Source organism: Streptomyces sp. NPDC090077 (assembly GCF_044747545.1).
Taxonomy (GTDB): domain Bacteria; phylum Actinomycetota; class Actinomycetes; order Streptomycetales; family Streptomycetaceae; genus Streptomyces.
Genome location: NZ_JBIVEG010000040.1, coordinates 37,644 through 57,914, shown reverse-complemented (window position 1 = coordinate 57,914; position 20,271 = coordinate 37,644). Strand labels below are relative to the sequence as shown.

The following is a 20,271-nucleotide window of genomic DNA, read 5'->3' as shown; positions in this document are numbered from 1 at the left end:
CAGCCTCGCCGGCGTTTGAGGCGACGGGCGCGCAGCGCCCGTACGGGGTCAGGGGCGGAGCCCCTGGGAACGGTGGAAGGGCGGGTAGGGGACCCGCCCCGCGCAGCGGCAACGCACCCGCACCCGGCCCACCGGCCCCCGCCACCCGGACCGGCCCCGCCCCGCGTCAAAAAGGTGGCGTGCAAAGCTGAGGGGGTGAGTCAGTGTGCCGAGATCGTCGACCGGGCCTTCGCGGCCGCCCTCTACGCCCAGGACGACGCCGGGCTCGACGTCGGCGCGTCCGTGCTCGCCGCCGACCCCTCCGCGTGGGGCGGGGTCGGGCGGGAGCTGCTCGCGCGCGGGGAGGCGTACGTACGGCAGGCGTGGGAGCGCGGGTGGCGGCCCGCCGACGTGCTGCGGCTGGTGCGGCGGGACCTGGAGGCCGTGCACCTCGCCGTCGCCGGGGACGTGATCGCCGCCGAGGCCCGCCGGTACGCCCGGCTCCCCGAGCGGTGGGGTGCGGCGGAGGTGTGGTGGACGGCGGACGAGGAGTACGCCGAGGGGCTCGCGCGCCGCGAGAGGGCGGACCGGTTCACCCTGGCCACCGCCGTCCTGGAGCTGTACCGGCTGCTGGTCCGGCTGCCGTCGATCGAGCCGGTGGGCCCGGTGCCCGGCGACCCGGCGGGGGACCTCGCGGAGCACGCGCACATCGAGCCGCGCATGCTCGGCCGGATCCGGGCGCTGCTGGCGAAGGCCGAGGCGACGACCTACCCCGAGGAGGCGGAGGCGCTCAGCGCGAAGGCGCAGGAGCTGATGGCCCGGCACACCGTGGACGAGGCGCTGCTCGCGGTGCGCGGCGGCGGTCCGGCGCAGGTGCCGGCCGCCTGCCGGATCGGGGTCGAGCCCCCGTACGAGGAGGCCAAGGCGGTGCTGCTGGACGCGGTGGCCACCGCCAACCGCTGCCGGGCGGTGTGGAACAGCGGGTTCGAGTTCTCGACGGTGGTCGGCTTCGAGAGCGATCTGGAGGCCGTGGAACTGCTGTACACCTCCCTGCTCGTGCAGGGCACGGCGGCGATGACCCGGGCCGAGGCCGCCCAGCGGGCCGGCGGGCGCAAGCGGACCAAGACCTTCCGGCAGTCCTTCCTGCTCGCCTACGCCAGCCGGCTCGGCCGGCGGCTCGCCGAGACCGCCGAGCACACGGCCACCGAGGCCCCGGACTACCTGCCCGCCCTGGTGGCCCGGGACGTGGCCGTCGGCGCGCGGGCCGAGGAGATGTTCCCCCAGACCACGACGACCCGGCTGCGCGGCGCCACCGACCACGCGGGCTGGGAGGACGGCACGGCGGCCGCCGACGCCGCCCACATGGGCGGGCGGCGCACCCCGCTCCCCTAGACCGTCAGACGGTGTCCTCCGCGCGCATCGCCCGCGCCTCCGACTTGAGGATGCGGGCCGACTTGCCCAGTGAACGGGCCATGTCCGGGAGCCTCTTCGAGCCGAAGACCAGCAGGGCGACCGCCAGGACGATGATCAGGTGCCAGGGTTCCAGGCCGTTGCGGAGCATGCGTGCCCACCTTTCGGACGACGGTCGATCGACGGTGCGGCCCATCGAACAGGGCCGCACGGGTGGTGCACAACTCTGAAGAAAAGCTGAAAAGAGCCGCGAACGTTACGCTCGACGCCATGAGCTGGCTCCGCGCGCTGAAGGACACCGCGCGCGCGGGCATGAAGGTCGAACGGGCCCGTCTGGAGCCCCTCGTCGCGCTCCGGGCCGCCGCCGGGCTCGCCGTCGTCATCGGCGCCGGGCTGGCCCTGCTCGGGCCGGGCGCGGCGGCCAGTTCCGCGTTCGGGGCCTTCATGGCCGCCATCGCCACCTTCCAGCAGAGCTGGCGCCCGCGTCCCGTGCTCGCCCTCGCCTCCGGGCTGACCCTGGCCGTCTCCACCTTCGCCGGGTACCTGGTCGGGTCCGCCCACATCGGGCTGTTCCTGCCGATGCTCGCCGTCTGGACCTTCGCGGCGGGGCTGATGTGGGCGGCCGGGCCCACCGCCGGGATCATCGCCTCCGGCAACGTCGCGATCATGCTGGTCACCGTGACCCTGCCGACCTCCGTGGCGCAGGCGGCCGGGCACGCCGCGATGATCGCCGCCGGCGGGGTGGTGCAGGCGCTGCTCATCGTGCTGTTCCCGGTCCGCCGCTGGGGTGCCCAGCGCGACGCCCTGGCCGACGCCCTCGCCGCCGAGGCCGACTACGCCCGGCGGCTGCGGCACGACCCCGTCAGCGCCTTCGACCCCGCGCCGCTGATGAAGGCCCGGGACGCCGCCACCGTCACCGTCCGGCAGGCCCGGCGGCGGCCCGCCGAGCTGCACGGGGCGCGGGGGCTCGCGGAGCGGGTCCGGCCGGTGCTGGCCTCGCTGGCCGACCCCGCCGTCGGGGCCCCGGCCGAGGGGCCGGCCCGCGAACGGGTCCGGGGGCTGCTGGACGCCGCCGGGGCGGTGCTGGACGCGGCCGCGCACGCCATCCGCCACGGGGACCCCGTACGCCTGCCCGCGCCGGCGCTGGCCGTGCTGAAGGCGCCCGACCTGCCGGAGGTCTTCACCGGCGCGCCGCTGCGGGCCGCGCGCCGGCTCGCCGCCCTGCTGGACGACGTACTGGAGACGGCCGAGCCGGGCTCCGGGCGCACCGCGGACCCCGCCGAGGCCATGCTGCGGCCCACCGTGCCCGCCCTGGTGCCGCTGGTGCTGAAGTCCGTACGGGCCGAGCTGCGGCCCGGTACGCCCGTGCTGCGGCACGCCGTCCGGGTGACGGCGGCGGCCTGCGCGGGCTACCTGATCGGGCAGGTCCTGCCGTTCGGACACGGCTACTGGGCGCCGATGACCTCGGTGATGGTGATGCGGCCCGACTTCACCCAGACCTGGTCCCGGGCCTTCGCCCGCTTCGCCGGCACCCTGGTCGGGGTGGGGGTCGCCACCGCGGTCGTGCAGCTGGCGCAGCCGGGGATGTACCTGTCGGGGCTGCTGGCCGTGGTCAGCGCGGGCCTGATGTACGTGCTGATGCGCACCGGGTACGCCGTCGCGCAGCTCTTCGTCTCCGCCTACGTGGTCTTCCTGCTCGGCATGGGCGGCGTCCGCTGGGACCAGACGGTGCCCGACCGGATCGCCCTCACCCTCGTCGGCGGGGTCCTCGCGATGCTCGCCTACGCCGTCTACCCGGCCTGGGAGACCCCGCGGCTGCGCACCCGGCTCGCCGACTGGCTCGCCGCCGACGGGCGGTACGCGGCCGCCGTGCTGGGGCAGTACGCCGACCCGGCCGGGGCCCGGCGCGCGGACGTGCGGGAGGCGCTGCTCGCGGCCCGGGACGCGCGGATCGCCTGGCACGAGGCCCTCGCGCGGGCGGAGGGGGAGCCGGTGCGCCACCGGGGGCTGTCCCGGGCGGCCGCCGCGGGCGCGGGGGACGCGCTGGCGGCGCTGGGCCGCAACGCGATGCTGCTGGAGGCCCACCTGCCCGAACGCCACCGTGACCCGGTGCCGGGGGCCGCGGAGCTGGCGGCGGCGCTGCGGGAGGCGACCGGGGCGGGCGCGCGGGCGGTCCGGGAGCGGCGGGTCCCGCGGTGGGACGGGGTCCGGGAGCTCCTGGCGGACTGGGACGCGCCCGAGCGGGGCGTGCTGCGCGGGGCGGCCGAGCAGCTGCTGGAGTCGCTGGACGAGGTGTCGGAGGCGCTGCGGCCCTGAACGCCGCCCGTGGTACCGCCCGCGGCCCCGCCCGTGGTGATCAACAGTGATGGGTGGAACACCGCGCGTGCACGTGCATCTGCCCATGCATGCGGTGGTGAACACAGCTATGATCCGGTGGAGTTGACATCTGCACTATCGGGGGCTTCCTGTGGACCACGCGTACAACGGGATGGCAGCTGCAGAACTCACTTCCCTGTACCAGCTGACCTGGCAGAAGAGCAGACACAGCAACTCGCAGGGATCCTGCGTGGAGTTCGCCAGACTGCCCGGCGGCGACGTCGCCATGCGCAATTCGCGCTTTCCCGACGGACCGGCGCTCGTCTACACGCCGGCCGAGATAGAGGCGCTGCTGGCGGGCGTCAAGGACGGCGAGTTCGACCACCTGGTCGGCTGACGGAACGGCGCAAAGATCACGCCATGCACGTGCACCGGCCGGGACCGATCGCAGTGATCGGGCCCGGCCGGTCGTCCGAGGACGCGGTGCACGTGCGGCGGCGGCAGGTCAGTCCGTGAGCATGAACAGCGCCCAGACCACCTTGCCGGTGAGCCGCCCCGCGAGCGGGTGCCAGCCCCAGCTGTCGCTGTAGGCGTCCACCAGGAACAGCCCCCGCCCCGACTCCAGGTCGCAGTTCTCGTCCGTGCGCTCCGGCGCGAAAGATCCGCCCGGCCGGTCCTCGCTGGGGTCCCGCACCGCGCACACCAGCCGCGTGCTCCACCGCATCAGGTGCAGCCGCACCGCCGCCTCCGGCTCGCCGGACGGCCGCGCCTCGTCCGGCAGGGCGTGGCGCAGGGCGTTGGTGACGAGTTCGGAGACGACGAGGGAGACGTCGTCGAAGCGGTCGTCCAGGCCCCACTGGGAAAGGGTCGACCGGGTGAAGGAGCGGGCGCCGCGCACCGCGTCGAAGCGGGCCGGCAGGGCGCAGGAGGCGGATCCGGAGACAGCCGTGGGATCGACCGGGGGCAGACCCTGCCGTAACGGCTCGAGCATGACCGATCCATTCGTCCCCATGCGAGGCACTCCCGGGATTCGCGGACGAAGCGGGCGGCTTCGTCCAAAGAGAACTGCGGGGTGGGTCCCGCGCCGGCGCGAAGAGCACGCAGGTGCGCGGCACCATCGTTCCGAATGCCGAAGCCGTATGCAAGGGCAGATGCACGTGCACGCGCCCGACCCGTCCACTCCCGTGACGGTTCTTGCTCATTTCTTCCTACGCATACTTACGGACTTCTTTTCCGGGACGCCGGATTCCGTTACAGAACGAGTACGGGCCGATGCGTTTTGGTGGCAGACTGCGGCACCGGGGTACGGGGGCTCCGACGAGGCACGCGCACACCACGCGCACACCATTGCGATGGGGAGGGCAGGACTAGTGACCGCAGAAGCCAGCGGTTCTGTGGTGCGCCGCATCCTCCTGGGCTCACAGCTCAGGCGACTCCGAGAATCCCGCGGCATCACCCGTGAGGCGGCCGGCTACTCGATCCGCGCATCCGAATCGAAGATCAGCCGCTTGGAGTTGGGAAGGGTGAGCTTCAAGGCCAGGGACGTGGAGGACCTCCTCACGCTCTACGGGGTCACCGACGGCACCGAGCGGGAGTCCCTGCTCGGCCTGGTCCGCGAAGCCAATGCGGCGGGCTGGTGGCACAGCTACGGCGACGTGCTGCCCGGGTGGTTCCAGACGTACGTCGGACTGGAGGGGGCGGCGTCCCTCATCCGCATCTACGAGGTGCAGTTCGTCCACGGACTGCTCCAGACCGAGGCGTACGCCCAGGCCGTCGTGCGCCGCGGCATGCCCGGCGCCACCGCCGCCGAGATCGACCGCCGCGTCGCGCTGCGCCTGGAGCGCCAGAAGGTCCTGGTGTCGGAGAACGCGCCGGTCTTCCACGCCGTCCTCGACGAGGCCGCGCTGCGCCGCCCGTACGGCGACCGGGACGTGATGCGCGGCCAGCTCGAGCACCTCATCGAGATCAGCCAGCGGCCCAACGTGCGGCTCCAGGTGATGCCCTTCTCCTTCGGCGGCCACGCGGGCGAGAGCGGAGCCTTCACCCTGCTGCGCTTCCCCGAGTCCGACCTCCAGGACATCGTCTATCTGGAACAGCTGACCAGCGCCCTCTACCTGGACAAGGAAGAGGAAGTGGCCCAGTACGCGCGGGCGATGGAACGGCTCCAGGCGGACTGCCCCGATCCCGACCGGACCCGCGATCTCCTGCGCGGACTCCTCCAACTGTCTTGAAGCACACGTACTATGACGTCTGATCAGTGCATGAAGATGACCGATCGGTCTCCGGTGCAGCGCAAGGGTGCGCGCTCGCAGTAAGGGATGGCATGTCCATATTCACCGACCTGGCTCACCAGTACATCGACGGCGAATGGCTGGCCGGCACCGGTTCGTGGGACATCATCGACGTCAACCCGTACAACGGGGAGAAGCTCGCGGCCATCACCGTGGCCACCGTCGAGCAGGTCGACCGTGCCTACCGTGCCGCCGAGCGGGCCCAGCGCGACTGGGCGGCCACCGGCCCCTACGCGAGACGCACGGTCCTGGAGCGCGCCCTGCGGATCACCGAGGAGCGCCACAAGGAGATCGTCGAGGCGATGATCGACGAGCTCGGCGGGACCCGCCCCAAGGCCGAGTACGAGGTCCACCTCGCGATGGAGTTCCTGCGCGAGGCGATCCAGCTGGCCGTCCGCCCCGAGGGCCGCATCCTGCCCTCGCCGGTCGCGGGCAAGGAGAACCGGGTCCAGCGCCTGCCGGTCGGCGTGGTGGCCGTGATCAGCCCCTTCAACTTCCCCTTCCTGGTGACGCTGAAGTCGGTCGCCCCGGCGCTGGCCCTGGGCAACGCGGTCGTGATCAAGCCGAACCAGAACGCCCCGGTGGCCGGCGGCGGGATCATCGCCAAGATCTTCGAGGACGCGGGCCTGCCGGCCGGACTGCTGAACGTGCTGGTCACGGACATCGCGGAGATAGGCGACGCGATCCTCACCCACCCCGTCCCCAAGGTCATCTCCTTCGCCGGCTCCGACCGCACCGGCCGGCACGTCGGCTCGGTCGCCGCCCGCCACTTCAAGCGGACCGTCCTCGAACTGAGCGGCAACAGCGCCCTGGTCGTCCTCGACGACGCCGACGTCGACTACGCGGTGGACGCGGCCGTCTTCAGCCGCTTCGTCTTCCAGGGCCAGGTCTGCATGGCCGCCAACCGGATCCTCGTCGACGCGAGCGTGGCCGAGGAGTTCACCGAGAAGTTCACCGCCCGCGTGCGCGCCCTGAAGACCGGCGACCCCCGCGAGGCCGACACCCACATCGGCCCGCTGATCAACTCCTTCCAGGCGGACGCGCTCACCGCGCTCGTGGACCGGGCCGTGGAGTCCGGGGCCCGGGCCCTCGTACGGGGATCTACGCGCGGCAACCTGGTCGAGCCGACCGTCCTCACCGACCTCCCCGCGGACTCCCCGCTGCTGGGGCAGGAGATCTTCGGGCCGGTCGCCCTGCTGGTGGTCTTCGACGGGGAGGAGGAGGCCGTGCGCCTGGCCAACGCCACCCCCTACGGGCTCAGCGGCGCGGTGCACACCCGCGACGTGGAGCGCGGGGTGCGCTTCGCCCGGCGCATCGAGACCGGCATGATCCACGTCAACGACTCCACCATCGGGGACGAGCCCCTCGCGGCCTTCGGCGGCGAGAAGGCCTCCGGGCTGGGCCGCCTCGGCGGCGAGGCCACCGTGGAGGCCTTCACCACCCAGAAGTGGATCTCGGTCCAGCACGGCCGCACCCAGTTCCCCTTCTGACCTTCCGGTTCCGACCTTCCGACCTTCCGACCTTCCGGCCTTCCCGCGGAGTTGCGGACAGCACCTGACCGCAAGCCTCCGTAGCGTGGTCCTTGTCAGCGGGGGAGGGCCCCGCTGAGGGGACGAAGAGGTGGTTGGTCATGGCGGAGATTTCCGGTGAGGTCCTGGGCGACGAGCGCGGCACCCTGCTCGCCTTCATCGAGTCGCAGCGCGCCGCGGTCCGCGAGGCGGTGGCCGGGCTGACCGAGGAGCAGGCCGCGAGCCGCCCGAGCGCCAGCGAGCTGTCCCTGTCCGGCCTGCTCAAGCACGTGGCCGAGGTGGAGCTGGGCTGGCTGCGGATGGCGCAGCAGCGGGACAACGAGGTCACCGCCGGCCGGGAGGACTACAAGGAGGGCTTCCGGCTGACCGGCGGGGAGACCGTTCCGGCCGTCCAGGCCTTCTGGGACGGGGTGAGCGGGGAGCTGGCCGCCTTCGTCGCGGACCTGCCCAGCCTGGACGAGACCTTCCCGCTGCCGCCGGCCCCCTGGTTCCCCGAGAACCACAAGGTCTCCATGCGCTGGATGCTCCTGCACCTGATCGAGGAGTTCGCCCGGCACGCGGGCCACGCGGACGTCATCCGGGAGTCCCTGGACGGCACGAAGGCGATGGGCTGACCCCCGCCCGCCCGCTCCCCCGGAGAATGGGGCTTGCACCTCACGCGGCGTGAGGAACCACAGTGGAGGGCGTACCCAACCGAAGGAGCGGAAGGCAATGGGCTACTCCGTGGGCCAGGTCGCCGGTTTCGCCGGAGTCACGGTGCGCACCCTGCACCACTACGACGAGATCGGGCTGCTCTCCCCGAGCGGCCGCAGCGGTGCGGGGCACCGGCGTTACGACGACGCCGACCTCGACCGGCTGCAGCAGATCCTGTTCTACCGGGAGCTCGGCTTCCCGCTCGACGAGGTCGCGGTCCTGCTGGACGATCCGCAATCGGACCCGAGGGAGCACCTGCGCCGGCAGCACGCCCTCCTGTCCGAGCGGATCGCCCGGCTCCAGCAGATGGCCAAGGCCGTTGAGCACGCCATGGAGGCGAAGAAGATGGGCATCAACCTCACGCCCGAGGAGCGGTTCGAGGTCTTCGGGGACAAGGACCCCGAGCAGTACGCGGAGGAGGCCGAGCAGCGCTGGGGTGGCACGGAGGCCTACGCGGAGTCGCAGCGCAGGGCCGCGACCTACACGAAGGACGACTGGAAGCGGATCCAGGACGAGACGGCCGACTGGGGCACCCGTTACGCGGCCCTGGTGGCGGCCGGCGAGCCCGCGGAGGGCGAGGCGGCCATGGACATGGCGGAGGAGCACCGGCTGCACATCGGCAGGTGGTTCTACGACTGCCCGTACGAGATGCACACCTGCCTCGGTGACATGTACGTCGCGGACGAGCGCTTCAAGGCCTTCTACGACGCGATGGGTCCCGGGGTCGCCGAGCACCTGCGGGACGCGATCACGGCGAACGCCGTGCGCAAGGTGTAGCGCCGCGTAGCGGAACCCTCACCCGTACCGCCCCCTCCGGTCCCTGGAACCCGGTGGGGGCGGTGTGCGTTCATAATTGAGACCGCCTGCCAAGTCGCGTCCCCCACCGCAGACGTCCCCCTGATCCAGGAGAGCCCGGAAACGTGGAACCCCTCTACACGCTTGCCCTCGGCCCCGAGTGGCTGTCCCCGGAGTACCTGATCGGGCACTTCGGCCTGATCGGCATCCTGGTCATCGTCTTCGCGGAATCGGGCTTCTTCGCGTTCCTGCCCGGCGACTCCCTGCTGTTCACGGCGGGTCTCTTCGTCGCCAGCGGCGACATCAGCCAGCCCCTGTGGGCGGTCTGCACGATGATCGCGGCCGCCGCGATCATCGGTGACCAGGTCGGCTACCTGCTCGGCAAGTTCTTCGGCCCCAAGCTGTTCAACCGGCCGAACAGCAAGGTCTTCAAGAAGGAGAACCTGGACGCCGCGCACGACTTCATGGAGAAGCACGGCCCCAAGGCGATCGTGCTGGCCCGTTTCGTGCCGATCATCCGCACGTTCGCGCCGATGGTCGCCGGCGCCAGCGCGATGAAGTACCGCACCTTCCTGACCTTCAACATCGTCGGCGGCATCCTCTGGGGCGCGGGCGTCACGGTCCTCGGCTACCAGCTGGGCCAGTTCGAGGTCATCAAGAAGAACGTCGAGCCGATCTTCATCGGCATCGTGCTGATCTCCGTGATCCCGGTGGTCTTCGAGGTGCTGAAGGCCCGCAAGGCCAAGAAGGCCGAGGCGCCCGCCGCCCCGGCGCAGCCCGGCCACCCGCAGCAGGACCAGCAGCAGCCCCCGGCCCCCGGCCAGCGCGGCCGCCACGCCAAGCGCTGACCGCCGGGCGCCCAGGCGCCGCGCGCAGCCCCGTACGCCCCGGAGACGGCCCGTCTCCGGGGTGTACGCGTACCCGGGACGGGCGCCCCCGGGGCCTCAGAAGCCTCGGGTCCGCTTCGCCGCGGCCCGCTTGGCCGCGCTGCGGGACCCCGGGATCCGCATGAAGAGCCGTGAGCCCTCGGAGCCGAGGTTCACTCCGATCGCGATCGCGAGCGCGATGGCGGCGGCGTTGACGAGCGAGGCGAGCCCCGCGTCGAGCCGGTTCTCGGCGATCGAGAGCAGCCCGTAGTACGTGGCCGAACCCGGCAGCAGCGGGCCGATCGCGGCCGTTACGTACGGCAGTGCGGAGGCGAACCGGTAGCGCGAGAAGAGCTGGCCGAACAGGCCGACCAGGCCGGCCGCGATGGCCGTGGACGGCACCGGCGGCAGCTCGGCGGCGCGCAGCGCGCCGAAGGTCGCCCAGGCGACCCCGCCGTTGAGGGTCACGATCCACACCGTGGAGCGCTCCTGCTGGAGCAGGATCGCGAACGTGAACACCAGGACCATGGAGGCGAGGATCTGGAGCACGGGGCGGTGCGGGATCTGGAGGACCTCGTCCGGGTTGGGCGAGGCGCCGAACTGGAGGCCCACGTAGATCACCACCAGGACGCCGACGATGATGCCGATGAAGAGGTACATGACCTCCAGCAGGCGGGCCGAGGCGGTGATGTAGTAGCCGGTGAGCCCGTCCTGCACGGCCGCGACCAGGGCCCGTCCGGGCAGCAGGGCGAAGAGCCCGCCGGTGATCACGGCGGAGGCGCGGACGTCGAACTCGGCGAGCTTCAGGGCCACGCCGATGGCGGCCGGCGGCATCGCGGCCACGACGAACTGGTAGAACTCGGGCAGCCCGCGGTCGGCGAAGTACCAGGCGAGGCGGTCGCCGAGGACGGCTCCGAGGGCGGCGCAGAAGAAGACCGTGACCCCGCCGCCGACCAGGGTGGAGGCGGCCCCGGCGAGCAGCCCGGCGGCGGCGGTGAGCACCCAGGTGGGGTACGGGTGGCGGTTGCGCCGGATCACGGCGAGGCGGCGGTAGGCCTCCTCCAGGGAGACCTCGACCTCGTGGGCGCTGATGTCGTCGACCAGCCGGAAGACGGCGGCGAGGCGGGTGTAGTCGGTGCCGCGGCGGCGCACGGTGCGGTTCGCCGAGACCGGGTTGCCGACCAGGGAGGGCTGGTGGGTGATCGACAGCAGGGTGAAGGTGACGGTGGGCTCGCAGCGGTCGAGCCCGTAGGAGCGGGCCACCGCGAACATCGCGGCCTCCACGTCCTCGGCGCCCTCGCCGCCCGCGAGCAGCAGCTCGCCGATGCGCAGGGTGAGGTCGAGGACGCGGCCCACGGCGGGGCCGGACTCGCTCTGGCGCTGGAGCGCCTCGGGGACCGGCCGGACGTCCACCGGCATGCGCAGCATCGTGCGCATCCGGTCCTGCCAGGGGGAGGAGGCGGGGAAGGCGGGCGCCGGGAGGGGGGTGTAGGCGGGCGGGGACTGGCTGGCGCTGTAGGTGGCCGGGGCGGCGAAGGCGGAGCCCTCGGCTTCGGCGGGGGGCGGGGCGGTGCCCTCCGGCAGGGCGAACTCGGACGTGGCCTGGTCCTCGACCGGAACCTCAGGCTCCATCCCGGGGGGCGGGGTGAAGGCGCTGCGCGCCTCGTCGGACTTCGGCTTCCGGTCTTCGGGACCGGGCCCTTCGGCCTCCGCCACGCATCCTCCCACCCTTGATCACTTGGCGGTATCAGTATGCGGAATCGTTTCGTCCGTGGCGAAGCGAGGCGGTGCCGGCCCCGTGCAGCGGCCCGCGCCGCGCGGCCCGGGAACGCCGCAGCGGGCGGCACCCCGGCATGGGGGTGCCGCCCGCTGCGGTTCAGGCGTTACCGAGCGGAGCTCAGTGGTGGCCGCCCTGGGCCTCCAGGCGCTTGAACGAGGCCTCGATCTCGGCCTCGGCCTCGGCGCGGCCGACCCAGTTCGCGCCCTCGACGGACTTGCCCGGCTCCAGGTCCTTGTAGACCTCGAAGAAGTGCTGGATCTCCAGGCGGTCGAACTCGGAGATGTGGTGGATGTCGCGCAGGTGCTCGACGCGCGGGTCCGAGGCCGGCACGCACAGCAGCTTGGCGTCGCCGCCCGCCTCGTCGGTCATGTTGAACATGCCGATCGCGCGGCACTTGATCAGGCAGCCCGGGAAGGTCGGCTCGTCCAGGATGACCAGCGCGTCCAGCGGGTCGCCGTCCTCGCCGAGGGTGTTCTCGACGAAGCCGTAGTCCGTCGGGTAGCTGGTCGAGGTGAAGAGGCGACGGTCCAGACGGATCCGGCCGGTCTCGTGGTCCACCTCGTACTTGTTCCGCGAACCCTTGGGGATCTCGATGGTGACGTCGAACTCCACGTCCTGCTCCTCCATGATCAGCTCCGGCCCTGTGCCGAAGCTTGTCTGCTTCGAGACGGCATTCGATTCAAATGCGCGCGCGTCCGGCCCCGCCCTACGGGTGGGGTGCCATGCTCGCGGCAAGACGCAGTGGTTAAGTGTCCCTCACGCATATGTGTGATCGCGAAAGGGGCTGGTCCGAGGTGCCATTGGTCAAGACGTGGCAGCTCATCGCGGGGTCGGCCGTCGCCGGCCTCGCCCTCTCGGCTGCGGTGGTGGCCACCAGCGGTCCTTGGGACTCCGGCCAGCGTAAGGCCGAGCGGGACAGGGCCGCCTCCTGGACCCGGACGGGTGGCGCAGATCACGCCGCCGGCGGGCTCCCGCAGGCCGCACCCAGCGCCCCCGGAGTGCTGGGCGTGCTCGCCCCGCGGCCGGACGCCGGCGCCGGCGCGCTCGCCGGGGCCCTGGCGCCGCTGCTGGCGGACCCCGCGCTGGGCACCGCACGGGGGGCCTCCGTGATCGACGTCGCGACGGGCCGGGTGCTCTACGAGTCCGGGGCGGCCGACCCCATGAAGCCGGCCTCCACCGTCAAGATCGTCACCGCGAGCGCCGCCCTGGCCGCGCTCGGCCCCGAACACCGCATCCGGACCACCGTGGCCCCCGGAGCCGGCCCCGGGGAGATCGTCCTGGTCGGCGGCGGCGACCCCTCCCTCACCGCCAAGAAGAAGAGCCCCGCCGGCTCCGGCGGCAGCCTCGTCGCCCTCGCCGCCGACACCGCCCAGGCCCTCAAGGCGGCCGGGACCGACACCGTGACCCTCGGCTACGACGACTCCCTCTACACCGGGCCCGTCCTCCACCCCAACGACGTCGGCCGCGCCGGCAACATCGCACCCGTCACCGCCCTCACCGCCGACGAGGGCCGCCGCGACGACTCCACCGCCGGGACCGCCGCGCGCACCGATGACCCCTCCGGGGACACCGCCCGGGCCTTCGCCGCCCTGCTGCGCGACCGCGGCATCAAGGTCAACGGGGAACCCGGGAAGGCGAAGGCCCCCGCCGGCGCCCAGCCGCTGGCCACCACCCTCTCCACCCCCCTCGCCGGGCTCGTCGAGCGGATGCTGACCAACAGCGACAACGACATCGCCGAGGCCCTCGCCCGCCAGACCGCCCTCGCCGCCGGCAAGCCCGCCAGCTTCGAGGGCGGCGAGCAGGCCGTCACCGAGAAGCTGGCCTCCCTCGGCGTCGACCTCAAGGGCACCCGCTTCCTCGACGGCAGCGGCCTCAACCACGAGGACCGGGTCACCACCCGCCTCCTGACCGCCCTCCTGGCCAAGGCCGCCGACCCCGCCCGCCCCGAGCTGCGGCCCGTCCTCACCGGGCTGCCCGTCGCCGGCTTCACCGGCACCCTGAGCGGCCGCAACTCCGGCACCTCGCCGGCCGCCGGCCTGCTCCGGGCCAAGACCGGCACCCTCACCGGGGCGAACGGCCTCGCCGGGACCGTCGTCGACCCGTCCGGGCGCCTGCTCGCCTTCGCCTTCCTGGCCGGGAACGCCCCCGTCAAGGAGAGCGCGGAGAAGGGCCTCGACAAACTGGCCGCCGCCGTCGCCGCCACTTCGTAGCGCATCGGGCCGCAGAGGGGGATCCTCCCCCAAACTCCGTCCGGGGGGACCCCCAGCGGCGCGGGTCCACGTACGGTTGACGCATGACGAGCATCGGTGGTGCGGAGATGGTCGACTGGAACCTCGCGGTGGCCACCGCGACCCGGCTGGTGAGGCCGGGTCCGGAGGTCAGCCGCGACGAGGCCCGGGCCGTGGTGGCGGAACTCCGCCGGCACGCCAGGACCTCCGAGGAGCACGTGCGCGCGTTCACCCGGATGATCCCCGAGGGCTCCCCCCTCCCCGACACCCCCGTCCTCGTCGTCGACCGGGCCGGCTGGGTCAAGGCCAACGTCGCGGGCTTCCGCGAACTGCTGGGCCCACTGCTCGGCAAGATGCAGGACCGCCGCTCCGCCGCCCCCGGCGGAGCCGTCATCGGCGCCGTCGGCGGCAAGGTCACCGGCGTCGAGCTGGGCATGCTGCTCAGCTTCCTGGCCTCCCGGGTGCTCGGCCAGTACGAGACCTTCGCGCCCGCCGGCCCCGACCTGCCCGGCGGCCGCGCCGCCGGCGGCAGGCTGCTGCTCGTCGCGCCGAACATCGTGCACGTGGAGCGCGAGCTGGAGGTGCACCCGCACGACTTCCGGCTCTGGGTCTGCCTGCACGAGGAGGCCCACCGCACCCAGTTCACCGCCGTCCCCTGGCTGCGCGCCCACCTGGAGGGCGAGATCCAGACCTTCCTCGGCGCCACCGAGATGGAGCCCGGAGCCGTCCTGGAGCGGCTGCGCGAGGCCGTCCAGTCCTTCGCCGGAGCCCGCGCCGAGGGCGAACGCGGCGACGAGGGCCCCTCCCTGGTCGAGCTCGTCCAGACCCCCGAACAGCGCGAGGTCCTCGCCCGCCTCACCGCCGTCATGTCCCTGCTGGAGGGCCACGCCGACTTCGTCATGGACGGTGTCGGACCCGAGGTCGTGCCCTCCGTCGCCGAGATCCGCGAGAAGTTCCAGCAGCGCCGGGCCAGCGGCGCGGGCCGCCTCGACGCCGCCCTGCGCAAGCTGCTCGGCCTCGACGCCAAGCTGCGCCAGTACCGCGACGGCGAGCGCTTCGTACGGGCCGTCGTCGGCCAGGTCGGCATGGACGGCTTCAACCGGGTGTGGACCTCGCCCAACACCCTGCCGACCAAGAGCGAGATCGCCCGCCCCGCGGACTGGGTGGCCCGGGTCCACCGCAAGGGGGGCCCGCAGGCCTGAGAAAGGTGAAGCAGGAGGCGTAAACATGTCCCACTGGGGGAAGCAGCATCACCCTTCCGAGGGACCGTGAGCCGTGGAAGGGCGTGCGATGCTCGGGGAACGGCTCGGTTCTGTCACCATCGACGCACTCTGAGTGACATTCCGCATCTCCCCCGCGCAACACCCGAAGCCTCCGAGCATCCGAACTCCACGAAGGGCACCGGACATGGGTCCCCATCCTGCGGTCGCGGCGATACGCCTGGCGGTCCGCCGCGTACTCCACGACGTCCTCACCGACCTCACCGACATCCCCCGCCCCCGCGCGGCCGGCGGCCGGCCCCTCGTCCTCGTCGCCTGCTCCGGCGGCGCGGACTCCATGGCCCTCGCCTCCGCCCTCGCCTTCGAGGCCCCCAAGCTCGGCATCCGGGCGGGCGGCATCACCGTCGACCACGGCCTCCAGGTCGGCTCCGACCTGCGCGCCGCGGAGGTCGTGACCCGCATGACCGCACTCCGCCTCGACCCGGTGGAGTCCATCGCCGTGCGCGTCGGCCGCGAGGGCGGACCCGAGGCGGCCGCCCGCGACGCCCGCTACGCCGCCCTGGACGAGGCCGCGGACCGGCTCGGAGCATGCGCCGTGCTGCTCGGCCACACCCGCGACGACCAGGCCGAAACCGTCCTGCTCGGCCTCGCCCGCGGCTCCGGCACCCGCTCGCTCTCCGGCATGGCCGAAGTCTCCGGCGGCCCCGGGCGCACCAACCGCTACCGGCGGCCCTTCCTCCAGGTCGACCGGCAGACCGCCCGCAAGGCCTGCATGGTCCAGTCCCTGCCCGTCTGGGACGACCCGCACAACCTCGACCCCGCCTACACCCGCTCCCGGCTGCGCCACGAGGGCCTGCCCGCCCTGGAGAAGGCGCTCGGCAAGGGGGTCGTGGAAGCGCTCGCCCGCACCGCCCAGCTCTCCCGCGACGACGCCGACGCCCTCGACGCCTGGGCCGCCGACGCCGAGGCCGGGGTGCGCGACGAGGACGGCCGCCTGGAGTGCGCCAAGCTGTACGCGCTGCCGCCCGCCGTCCGCCGCCGGGTGCTGCGCCGGGCCGTGGTGGCGGCGGGCTCCCCCGCCGGTTCGCTCTTCGCCCGCCACATCGAGGAAGTCGACCGCCTCATCACCGGATGGCGGGGCCAGGGCGCCATCAACCTGCCCGGCCGCGTCGAGGCCCAGCGGCAGGGTGGCAGACTTGTCATCCGGCAGGGCTGATTGGTGCTCAAACACGGCTGAGTCCTCCGGGGAACCCCCGGAGCCCCGGCCGACAACGAAAGTGATGCGGGTGGACGAGAAGGACATGGGCAACGACCTCCAGTCGGTGCTCATCACCAAGGAAGAGATCGACGCGAAGCTGGCCGAGCTGGCCGCGAAGATCGACGCGGAGTACGCGGGCAAGGACCTGCTCATCGTCGGTGTGCTCAAGGGCGCCGTGATGGTGATGGCGGACCTGGCGCGCGCCTTGTCCACCCCGCTCACCATGGACTGGATGGCGGTGTCCTCGTACGGCGCCGGGACCCAGTCCTCGGGCGTGGTGCGGATCCTCAAGGACCTCGACACCGACATCAAGGACAAGCACGTCCTGATCGTCGAGGACATCATCGACTCGGGCCTGACCCTGTCCTGGCTGCTGTCGAACCTCGGCTCCCGCCAGCCGGCCTCCCTCAAGGTCGTCACGCTGCTGCGCAAGCCCGAGGCCGCGAAGGTCGCGATCGACGTCGAGTGGGTCGGCTTCGACATCCCGAACGAGTTCGTCGTCGGCTACGGCCTCGACTACGCGGAGAAGTACCGCAACCTGCCGTTCGTCGGCACGCTCGCCCCGCACGTGTACGGCGGCTGAACCCCGGTCGTCACCGCGATCGCCCCCAGGGGAACCTGGGGGCGATTCCCGCCGTTGGAGGAGAAGGCGGGTCTGTCAGCCGTCCCACGGGGCCGCGGGTGACAATACAGGGGTACATTCCGAAGAACAGTCTTTACTCACAGCAGCATTTACCTACGGGCAGGAGGGACGGGGTGCCTGGCACCCCGTATGGATGGACGTGAAGCGATACTTCCGTGGGCCGGTCATGTGGATCGTGCTGGCCGTCCTCGCCGTGGTCGTGTTGATGAACGTCGTCGGCTCCGGCGGCGGCTACAAGTCGGTGGAGACCAGCGAGGTCATCAAGGCGATCAACAGTGGCCAGGTGGACAGCGCCAAGCTGACCACCGGTGACAGCCAGATGATCAAGATCGAGCTGAAGAAGGGCCAGAAGCTCGGCAACAACAGCGGCACCAAGTTCCAGGCCAACTACATCGGGGACCAGGGCGTCCAGCTCGCCCAGAACCTCCAGAACAAGTACGAAGCCGGTCAGATCCCGGACGGCTACTCCGTCACGCCGGACAAGACCAGCCCGTTCCTGAGCGTGCTGCTCTCGCTCCTGCCCTTCGTGCTCATCGTCGTCGTCTTCCTGTTCCTGATGAACCAGATGCAGGGCGGCGGCTCCCGGGTCATGAACTTCGGCAAGTCCAAGGCGAAGCTCATCACCAAGGACACCCCGAAGACGACGTTCGCCGACGTCGCGGGCTCGGACGAGGCCGTCGAGGAGCTCCACGAGATCAAGGAGTTCCTCCAGGAGCCGGCGAAGTTCCAGGCCGTCGGTGCCAAGATCCCCAAGGGCGTGCTGCTCTACGGCCCGCCCGGCACCGGCAAGACCCTGCTCGCGCGTGCCGTCGCGGGCGAGGCCGGCGTTCCCTTCTACTCGATCTCCGGTTCCGACTTCGTCGAGATGTTCGTCGGCGTCGGCGCCTCGCGCGTCCGTGACCTGTTCGAGCAGGCCAAGGCCAACGCGCCGGCGATCGTCTTCGTCGACGAGATCGACGCCGTCGGCCGGCACCGCGGTGCGGGCCTCGGCGGCGGCCACGACGAGCGCGAGCAGACCCTCAACCAGCTCCTGGTCGAGATGGACGGCTTCGACGTGAAGGGCGGCGTCATCCTGATCGCCGCCACGAACCGCCCCGACATCCTCGACCCGGCACTGCTGCGCCCGGGCCGCTTCGACCGGCAGATCGCGGTCGACCGTCCCGACATGCAGGGCCGTCTGGAGATCCTCAAGGTCCACCAGAAGGGCAAGCCGGTCGCTCCGGACGTCGACCTCTCGGCCGTCGCCCGCCGCACCCCCGGCTTCACCGGTGCCGATCTCTCCAACGTCCTGAACGAGGCCGCGCTCCTCACGGCCCGCTCGGACAAGAAGCTGATCGACAACCACATGCTGGACGAGGCGATCGACCGCGTCGTGGCGGGCCCGCAGAAGCGGACCCGGATCATGTCGGACAAGGAAAAGAAGATCACCGCGTACCACGAGGGCGGACACGCCCTGGTCGCGGCGGCCTCCCCGAACTCCGACCCGGTCCACAAGATCACGATCCTGTCCCGCGGACGGGCCCTGGGCTACACCATGGTCCTGCCCGACGAGGACAAGTACTCGACCACGCGCAACGAGATGCTCGACCAGCTCGCCTACATGCTGGGCGGGCGCGCGGCGGAGGAACTGGTCTTCCACGACCCGACCACCGGCGCGGCGAACGACATCGAGAAGGCCACGGCGACGGCCCGCGCGATGGTCACCCAGTACGGCATGACCGAGCGCCTCGGCGCGATCAAGTTCGGCGGGGACAACACCGAGCCGTTCCTGGGCCGCGAGATGTCGCACCCGCGGGACTACTCGGAAGAGGTCGCGGCGCTGGTCGACGAAGAGGTCAAGAAGCTCATCGAGACCGCGCACAACGAGGCCTGGGAGATCCTGGTCGAGAACCGGGACGTCCTGGACAACCTCGTCCTCGCGCTCCTGGAGAAGGAGACGCTGGGCAAGGAGGAGATCGCCGAGATCTTCTCCACGATCGTGAAGCGCCCGGCCCGCCCGGCGTGGACCGGTTCCTCCCGCCGTACCCCCTCCACCCGCCCGCCGGTGCTCTCTCCCAAGGAGCTCCAGCTGACGAACTCCGCGAACGGCACCTCGGCCCCGGCCGCCGTGTCTGTGGAGAAGGCCCCGGAGCCCTCCCCGGAGGAGCGTCCGGAGGCCTGAGCAGGTCCGGAATGGATGCCGCGCCCCCCAGGTTCTAGCCTGGGGGGCGCGGCACATTTGTACGAGCCGCGTGCGCACACAGGAACGAGGATGAGATGACCGACCCAGTGACCCTGACCGGTGGCGAGGGCACGATCGGCGAGTTCGACGAGAAGCGCGCCGAGGCGGCCGTCCGCGAGCTCCTGATCGCGGTCGGCGAGGACCCGGACCGCGAAGGCCTCCTGGAGACCCCGGCGCGCGTGGCGCGGGCGTACAAGGAGATATTCGCCGGCCTGTACCAGAAGCCCGAAGAGGTCCTCACCACGACGTTCGACCTCGGCCACGACGAGATGGTCCTCGTGAAGGACATCGAAGTCATGTCGAGCTGTGAACACCATCTGGTCCCGTTCCACGGCGTGGCCCACGTCGGCTACATCCCGTCGACCGACGGGAAGATCACCGGCCTGTCCAAGCTGGCCCGCCTGGTGGACGTCTTCGCCCGCCGCCCCCAGGTCCAGGAGCGCCTGACCACGCAGATCGCGGACTCCCTGATGGAGATCCTGGACCCGCGGGGCTGCATCGTGGTCATCGAGTGCGAGCACATGTGCATGACCATGCGCGGCGTCCGCAAGCCCGGTGCCAAGACCATCACCTCGGCGGTCCGCGGCCAGCTCCGCGACCCCGCCACCCGCAACGAGGCCATGAGCCTGATCATGGCGCGCTGACCCCGTGCCGGAGGGGGCGGCCGGGGAGGCCGCCTGGGAGCCGCTGAGCGAGGACGTCAGGCGCACCCTCGAGCTGCTGCTCGGAGGCGCGTCCGACGTCCACCGCGCCCTGCGGGCGCAGATCCCGTACGCCGAGATGCGCGACAGCGGCTGCTCCTGCCCCTGCGTGTACCTGCGGGTGGACATGGACGCCGTGGCGGCCGCGCCGACGGGCCGGCGCCTCGGCCCCGTGGCGGGGGCCTCCCTGATCGGCCCGGACGGCGGCTACGACGGCGAGGCGACGCTGTTCGCGTACGACGGCGTCCTGGAGGACCTCCAGTTCTGCGACTGGGAGGACCGGGGCCCCGGCCGGCGCCCGCTCTGGGAGTGGCTGGGGCACCTCTACACGTAGCCCCGGG

Annotated in this window: 19 protein-coding genes; 15 read left to right on the top strand and 4 right to left on the bottom strand. The window is 72.1% G+C overall.

The window, feature by feature from the left end; translation table 11 throughout:
- Window positions 1-195 precede the first annotated feature (195 nt).
- Window positions 196-1,371 (top strand): DUF2786 domain-containing protein, encoded by a 1,176-nt coding sequence (locus tag ACIPW5_RS36360; RefSeq protein WP_401254673.1) that lies wholly within the window; start codon window positions 196-198, stop codon window positions 1,369-1,371.
- A 4-nt stretch (window positions 1,372-1,375) separates the two neighbouring features.
- Here the strand turns inward: ACIPW5_RS36360 and tatA are convergent, their stop codons facing one another.
- Entirely contained in the window at window positions 1,376-1,540 is a 165-nt protein-coding gene (gene tatA, locus ACIPW5_RS36355) for a Sec-independent protein translocase subunit TatA (protein ID WP_401254670.1), read from the bottom strand.
- A gap of 119 nt (window positions 1,541-1,659) precedes the next feature.
- On the opposite strand from tatA, the gene ACIPW5_RS36350 reads away from it, so the two are divergent.
- Together ACIPW5_RS36350 and ACIPW5_RS36345 are read left to right on the top strand one after the other, a co-directional pair.
- Entirely contained in the window at window positions 1,660-3,705 is a 2,046-nt protein-coding gene (locus ACIPW5_RS36350) for an FUSC family protein (protein WP_401254667.1), read from the top strand.
- Window positions 3,706-3,856: 151 nt separating this feature from the next.
- A complete protein-coding gene (locus tag ACIPW5_RS36345) occupies window positions 3,857-4,102 on the top strand; it encodes a DUF397 domain-containing protein (protein WP_125818357.1) in 246 nt (81 codons plus the stop codon).
- A 108-nt stretch (window positions 4,103-4,210) separates the two neighbouring features.
- On the opposite strand, the gene ACIPW5_RS36340 is transcribed toward ACIPW5_RS36345, so the two are convergent.
- Complete coding sequence (locus ACIPW5_RS36340) at window positions 4,211-4,696, bottom strand: ATP-binding protein (RefSeq protein WP_401254664.1); 486 nt, start codon at window positions 4,694-4,696, stop codon at window positions 4,211-4,213.
- A gap of 361 nt (window positions 4,697-5,057) precedes the next feature.
- On the opposite strand from ACIPW5_RS36340, the gene ACIPW5_RS36335 reads away from it, so the two are divergent.
- From ACIPW5_RS36335 to ACIPW5_RS36315, 5 genes are all read left to right on the top strand, one after another.
- A complete protein-coding gene (locus ACIPW5_RS36335; RefSeq protein WP_401254661.1) occupies window positions 5,058-5,936 on the top strand; it encodes a helix-turn-helix domain-containing protein in 879 nt (292 codons plus the stop codon).
- A gap of 92 nt (window positions 5,937-6,028) precedes the next feature.
- Complete coding sequence (locus ACIPW5_RS36330; RefSeq protein ID WP_401254658.1) at window positions 6,029-7,486, top strand: aldehyde dehydrogenase family protein; 1,458 nt, start codon at window positions 6,029-6,031, stop codon at window positions 7,484-7,486.
- A 140-nt stretch (window positions 7,487-7,626) separates the two neighbouring features.
- Window positions 7,627-8,139, top strand: a complete 513-nt coding sequence (locus tag ACIPW5_RS36325; protein ID WP_401254655.1) for a DinB family protein — start codon at window positions 7,627-7,629, stop codon at window positions 8,137-8,139.
- A 97-nt stretch (window positions 8,140-8,236) separates the two neighbouring features.
- Window positions 8,237-8,995, top strand: coding sequence for a MerR family transcriptional regulator (locus ACIPW5_RS36320; RefSeq protein ID WP_401254652.1), 759 nt, complete (start codon window positions 8,237-8,239; stop codon window positions 8,993-8,995).
- Window positions 8,996-9,138: 143 nt separating this feature from the next.
- On the top strand, window positions 9,139-9,861 hold the full coding sequence (locus ACIPW5_RS36315) for a DedA family protein (protein ID WP_401254649.1): 723 nt from the start codon (window positions 9,139-9,141) through the stop codon (window positions 9,859-9,861).
- A 96-nt stretch (window positions 9,862-9,957) separates the two neighbouring features.
- Here the strand turns inward: ACIPW5_RS36315 and ACIPW5_RS36310 are convergent, their stop codons facing one another.
- Both ACIPW5_RS36310 and ACIPW5_RS36305 read right to left on the bottom strand, forming a co-directional pair.
- A complete protein-coding gene (locus ACIPW5_RS36310) occupies window positions 9,958-11,595 on the bottom strand; it encodes a threonine/serine exporter family protein (RefSeq protein WP_401254647.1) in 1,638 nt (545 codons plus the stop codon).
- Window positions 11,596-11,776: 181 nt separating this feature from the next.
- Window positions 11,777-12,271: an inorganic diphosphatase gene (locus ACIPW5_RS36305; protein ID WP_045946146.1), complete on the bottom strand. Its 495-nt coding sequence runs from the start codon at window positions 12,269-12,271 to the stop codon at window positions 11,777-11,779.
- A gap of 152 nt (window positions 12,272-12,423) precedes the next feature.
- On the opposite strand from ACIPW5_RS36305, the gene dacB reads away from it, so the two are divergent.
- The 7 genes from dacB to ACIPW5_RS36270 all read left to right on the top strand — a co-directional run bounded on the left by dacB (window position 12,424) and on the right by ACIPW5_RS36270 (window position 20,264).
- Window positions 12,424-13,869, top strand: coding sequence for a D-alanyl-D-alanine carboxypeptidase/D-alanyl-D-alanine-endopeptidase (gene dacB, locus ACIPW5_RS36300; protein ID WP_401254644.1), 1,446 nt, complete (start codon window positions 12,424-12,426; stop codon window positions 13,867-13,869).
- Between the two features lie 83 nt (window positions 13,870-13,952).
- The gene (locus tag ACIPW5_RS36295; protein WP_401254642.1) at window positions 13,953-15,089 is read left to right on the top strand and encodes a zinc-dependent metalloprotease; all 1,137 of its coding nucleotides are present in this window, start codon (window positions 13,953-13,955) and stop codon (window positions 15,087-15,089) included.
- Window positions 15,090-15,294: 205 nt separating this feature from the next.
- On the top strand, window positions 15,295-16,323 hold the full coding sequence (gene tilS, locus ACIPW5_RS36290) for a tRNA lysidine(34) synthetase TilS (protein ID WP_401254639.1): 1,029 nt from the start codon (window positions 15,295-15,297) through the stop codon (window positions 16,321-16,323).
- 64 nt (window positions 16,324-16,387) lie between these two features.
- Window positions 16,388-16,948 (top strand): hypoxanthine phosphoribosyltransferase, encoded by a 561-nt coding sequence (gene hpt, locus ACIPW5_RS36285; RefSeq protein ID WP_007264874.1) that lies wholly within the window; start codon window positions 16,388-16,390, stop codon window positions 16,946-16,948.
- A 193-nt stretch (window positions 16,949-17,141) separates the two neighbouring features.
- On the top strand, window positions 17,142-19,169 hold the full coding sequence (gene ftsH, locus ACIPW5_RS36280) for an ATP-dependent zinc metalloprotease FtsH (protein WP_401254635.1): 2,028 nt from the start codon (window positions 17,142-17,144) through the stop codon (window positions 19,167-19,169).
- A gap of 95 nt (window positions 19,170-19,264) precedes the next feature.
- Window positions 19,265-19,873 (top strand): GTP cyclohydrolase I FolE, encoded by a 609-nt coding sequence (gene folE / locus ACIPW5_RS36275; RefSeq protein ID WP_007264872.1) that lies wholly within the window; start codon window positions 19,265-19,267, stop codon window positions 19,871-19,873.
- Window positions 19,874-19,877: 4 nt separating this feature from the next.
- Entirely contained in the window at window positions 19,878-20,264 is a 387-nt protein-coding gene (locus ACIPW5_RS36270; protein WP_401254632.1) for a hypothetical protein, read from the top strand.
- The last annotated feature ends 7 nt before the right edge of the window (window positions 20,265-20,271 follow it).

What these genes read in the sequence shown, in the direction of transcription:
- tatA (WP_401254670.1), bottom strand. Translation starts at nt 1,540, where the DNA reads ATGCTCCGCAACGGCCTGGAACCCTGGCACCTGATCATCGTCCTGGCG.
- ACIPW5_RS36350 (WP_401254667.1), top strand. Translation starts at nt 1,660, where the DNA reads ATGAGCTGGCTCCGCGCGCTGAAGGACACCGCGCGCGCGGGCATGAAG.
- ACIPW5_RS36340 (WP_401254664.1), bottom strand. Translation starts at nt 4,696, where the DNA reads ATGCTCGAGCCGTTACGGCAGGGTCTGCCCCCGGTCGATCCCACGGCT.
- ACIPW5_RS36335 (WP_401254661.1), top strand. Translation starts at nt 5,058, where the DNA reads ATGGGGAGGGCAGGACTAGTGACCGCAGAAGCCAGCGGTTCTGTGGTG.
- ACIPW5_RS36330 (WP_401254658.1), top strand. Translation starts at nt 6,029, where the DNA reads ATGTCCATATTCACCGACCTGGCTCACCAGTACATCGACGGCGAATGG.
- ACIPW5_RS36325 (WP_401254655.1), top strand. Translation starts at nt 7,627, where the DNA reads ATGGCGGAGATTTCCGGTGAGGTCCTGGGCGACGAGCGCGGCACCCTG.
- ACIPW5_RS36320 (WP_401254652.1), top strand. Translation starts at nt 8,237, where the DNA reads ATGGGCTACTCCGTGGGCCAGGTCGCCGGTTTCGCCGGAGTCACGGTG.
- dacB (WP_401254644.1), top strand. Translation starts at nt 12,424, where the DNA reads ATGTGTGATCGCGAAAGGGGCTGGTCCGAGGTGCCATTGGTCAAGACG.
- ACIPW5_RS36295 (WP_401254642.1), top strand. Translation starts at nt 13,953, where the DNA reads ATGACGAGCATCGGTGGTGCGGAGATGGTCGACTGGAACCTCGCGGTG.
- tilS (WP_401254639.1), top strand. Translation starts at nt 15,295, where the DNA reads ATGGGTCCCCATCCTGCGGTCGCGGCGATACGCCTGGCGGTCCGCCGC.
- hpt (WP_007264874.1), top strand. Translation starts at nt 16,388, where the DNA reads ATGCGGGTGGACGAGAAGGACATGGGCAACGACCTCCAGTCGGTGCTC.
- ftsH (WP_401254635.1), top strand. Translation starts at nt 17,142, where the DNA reads ATGGACGTGAAGCGATACTTCCGTGGGCCGGTCATGTGGATCGTGCTG.
- folE (WP_007264872.1), top strand. Translation starts at nt 19,265, where the DNA reads ATGACCGACCCAGTGACCCTGACCGGTGGCGAGGGCACGATCGGCGAG.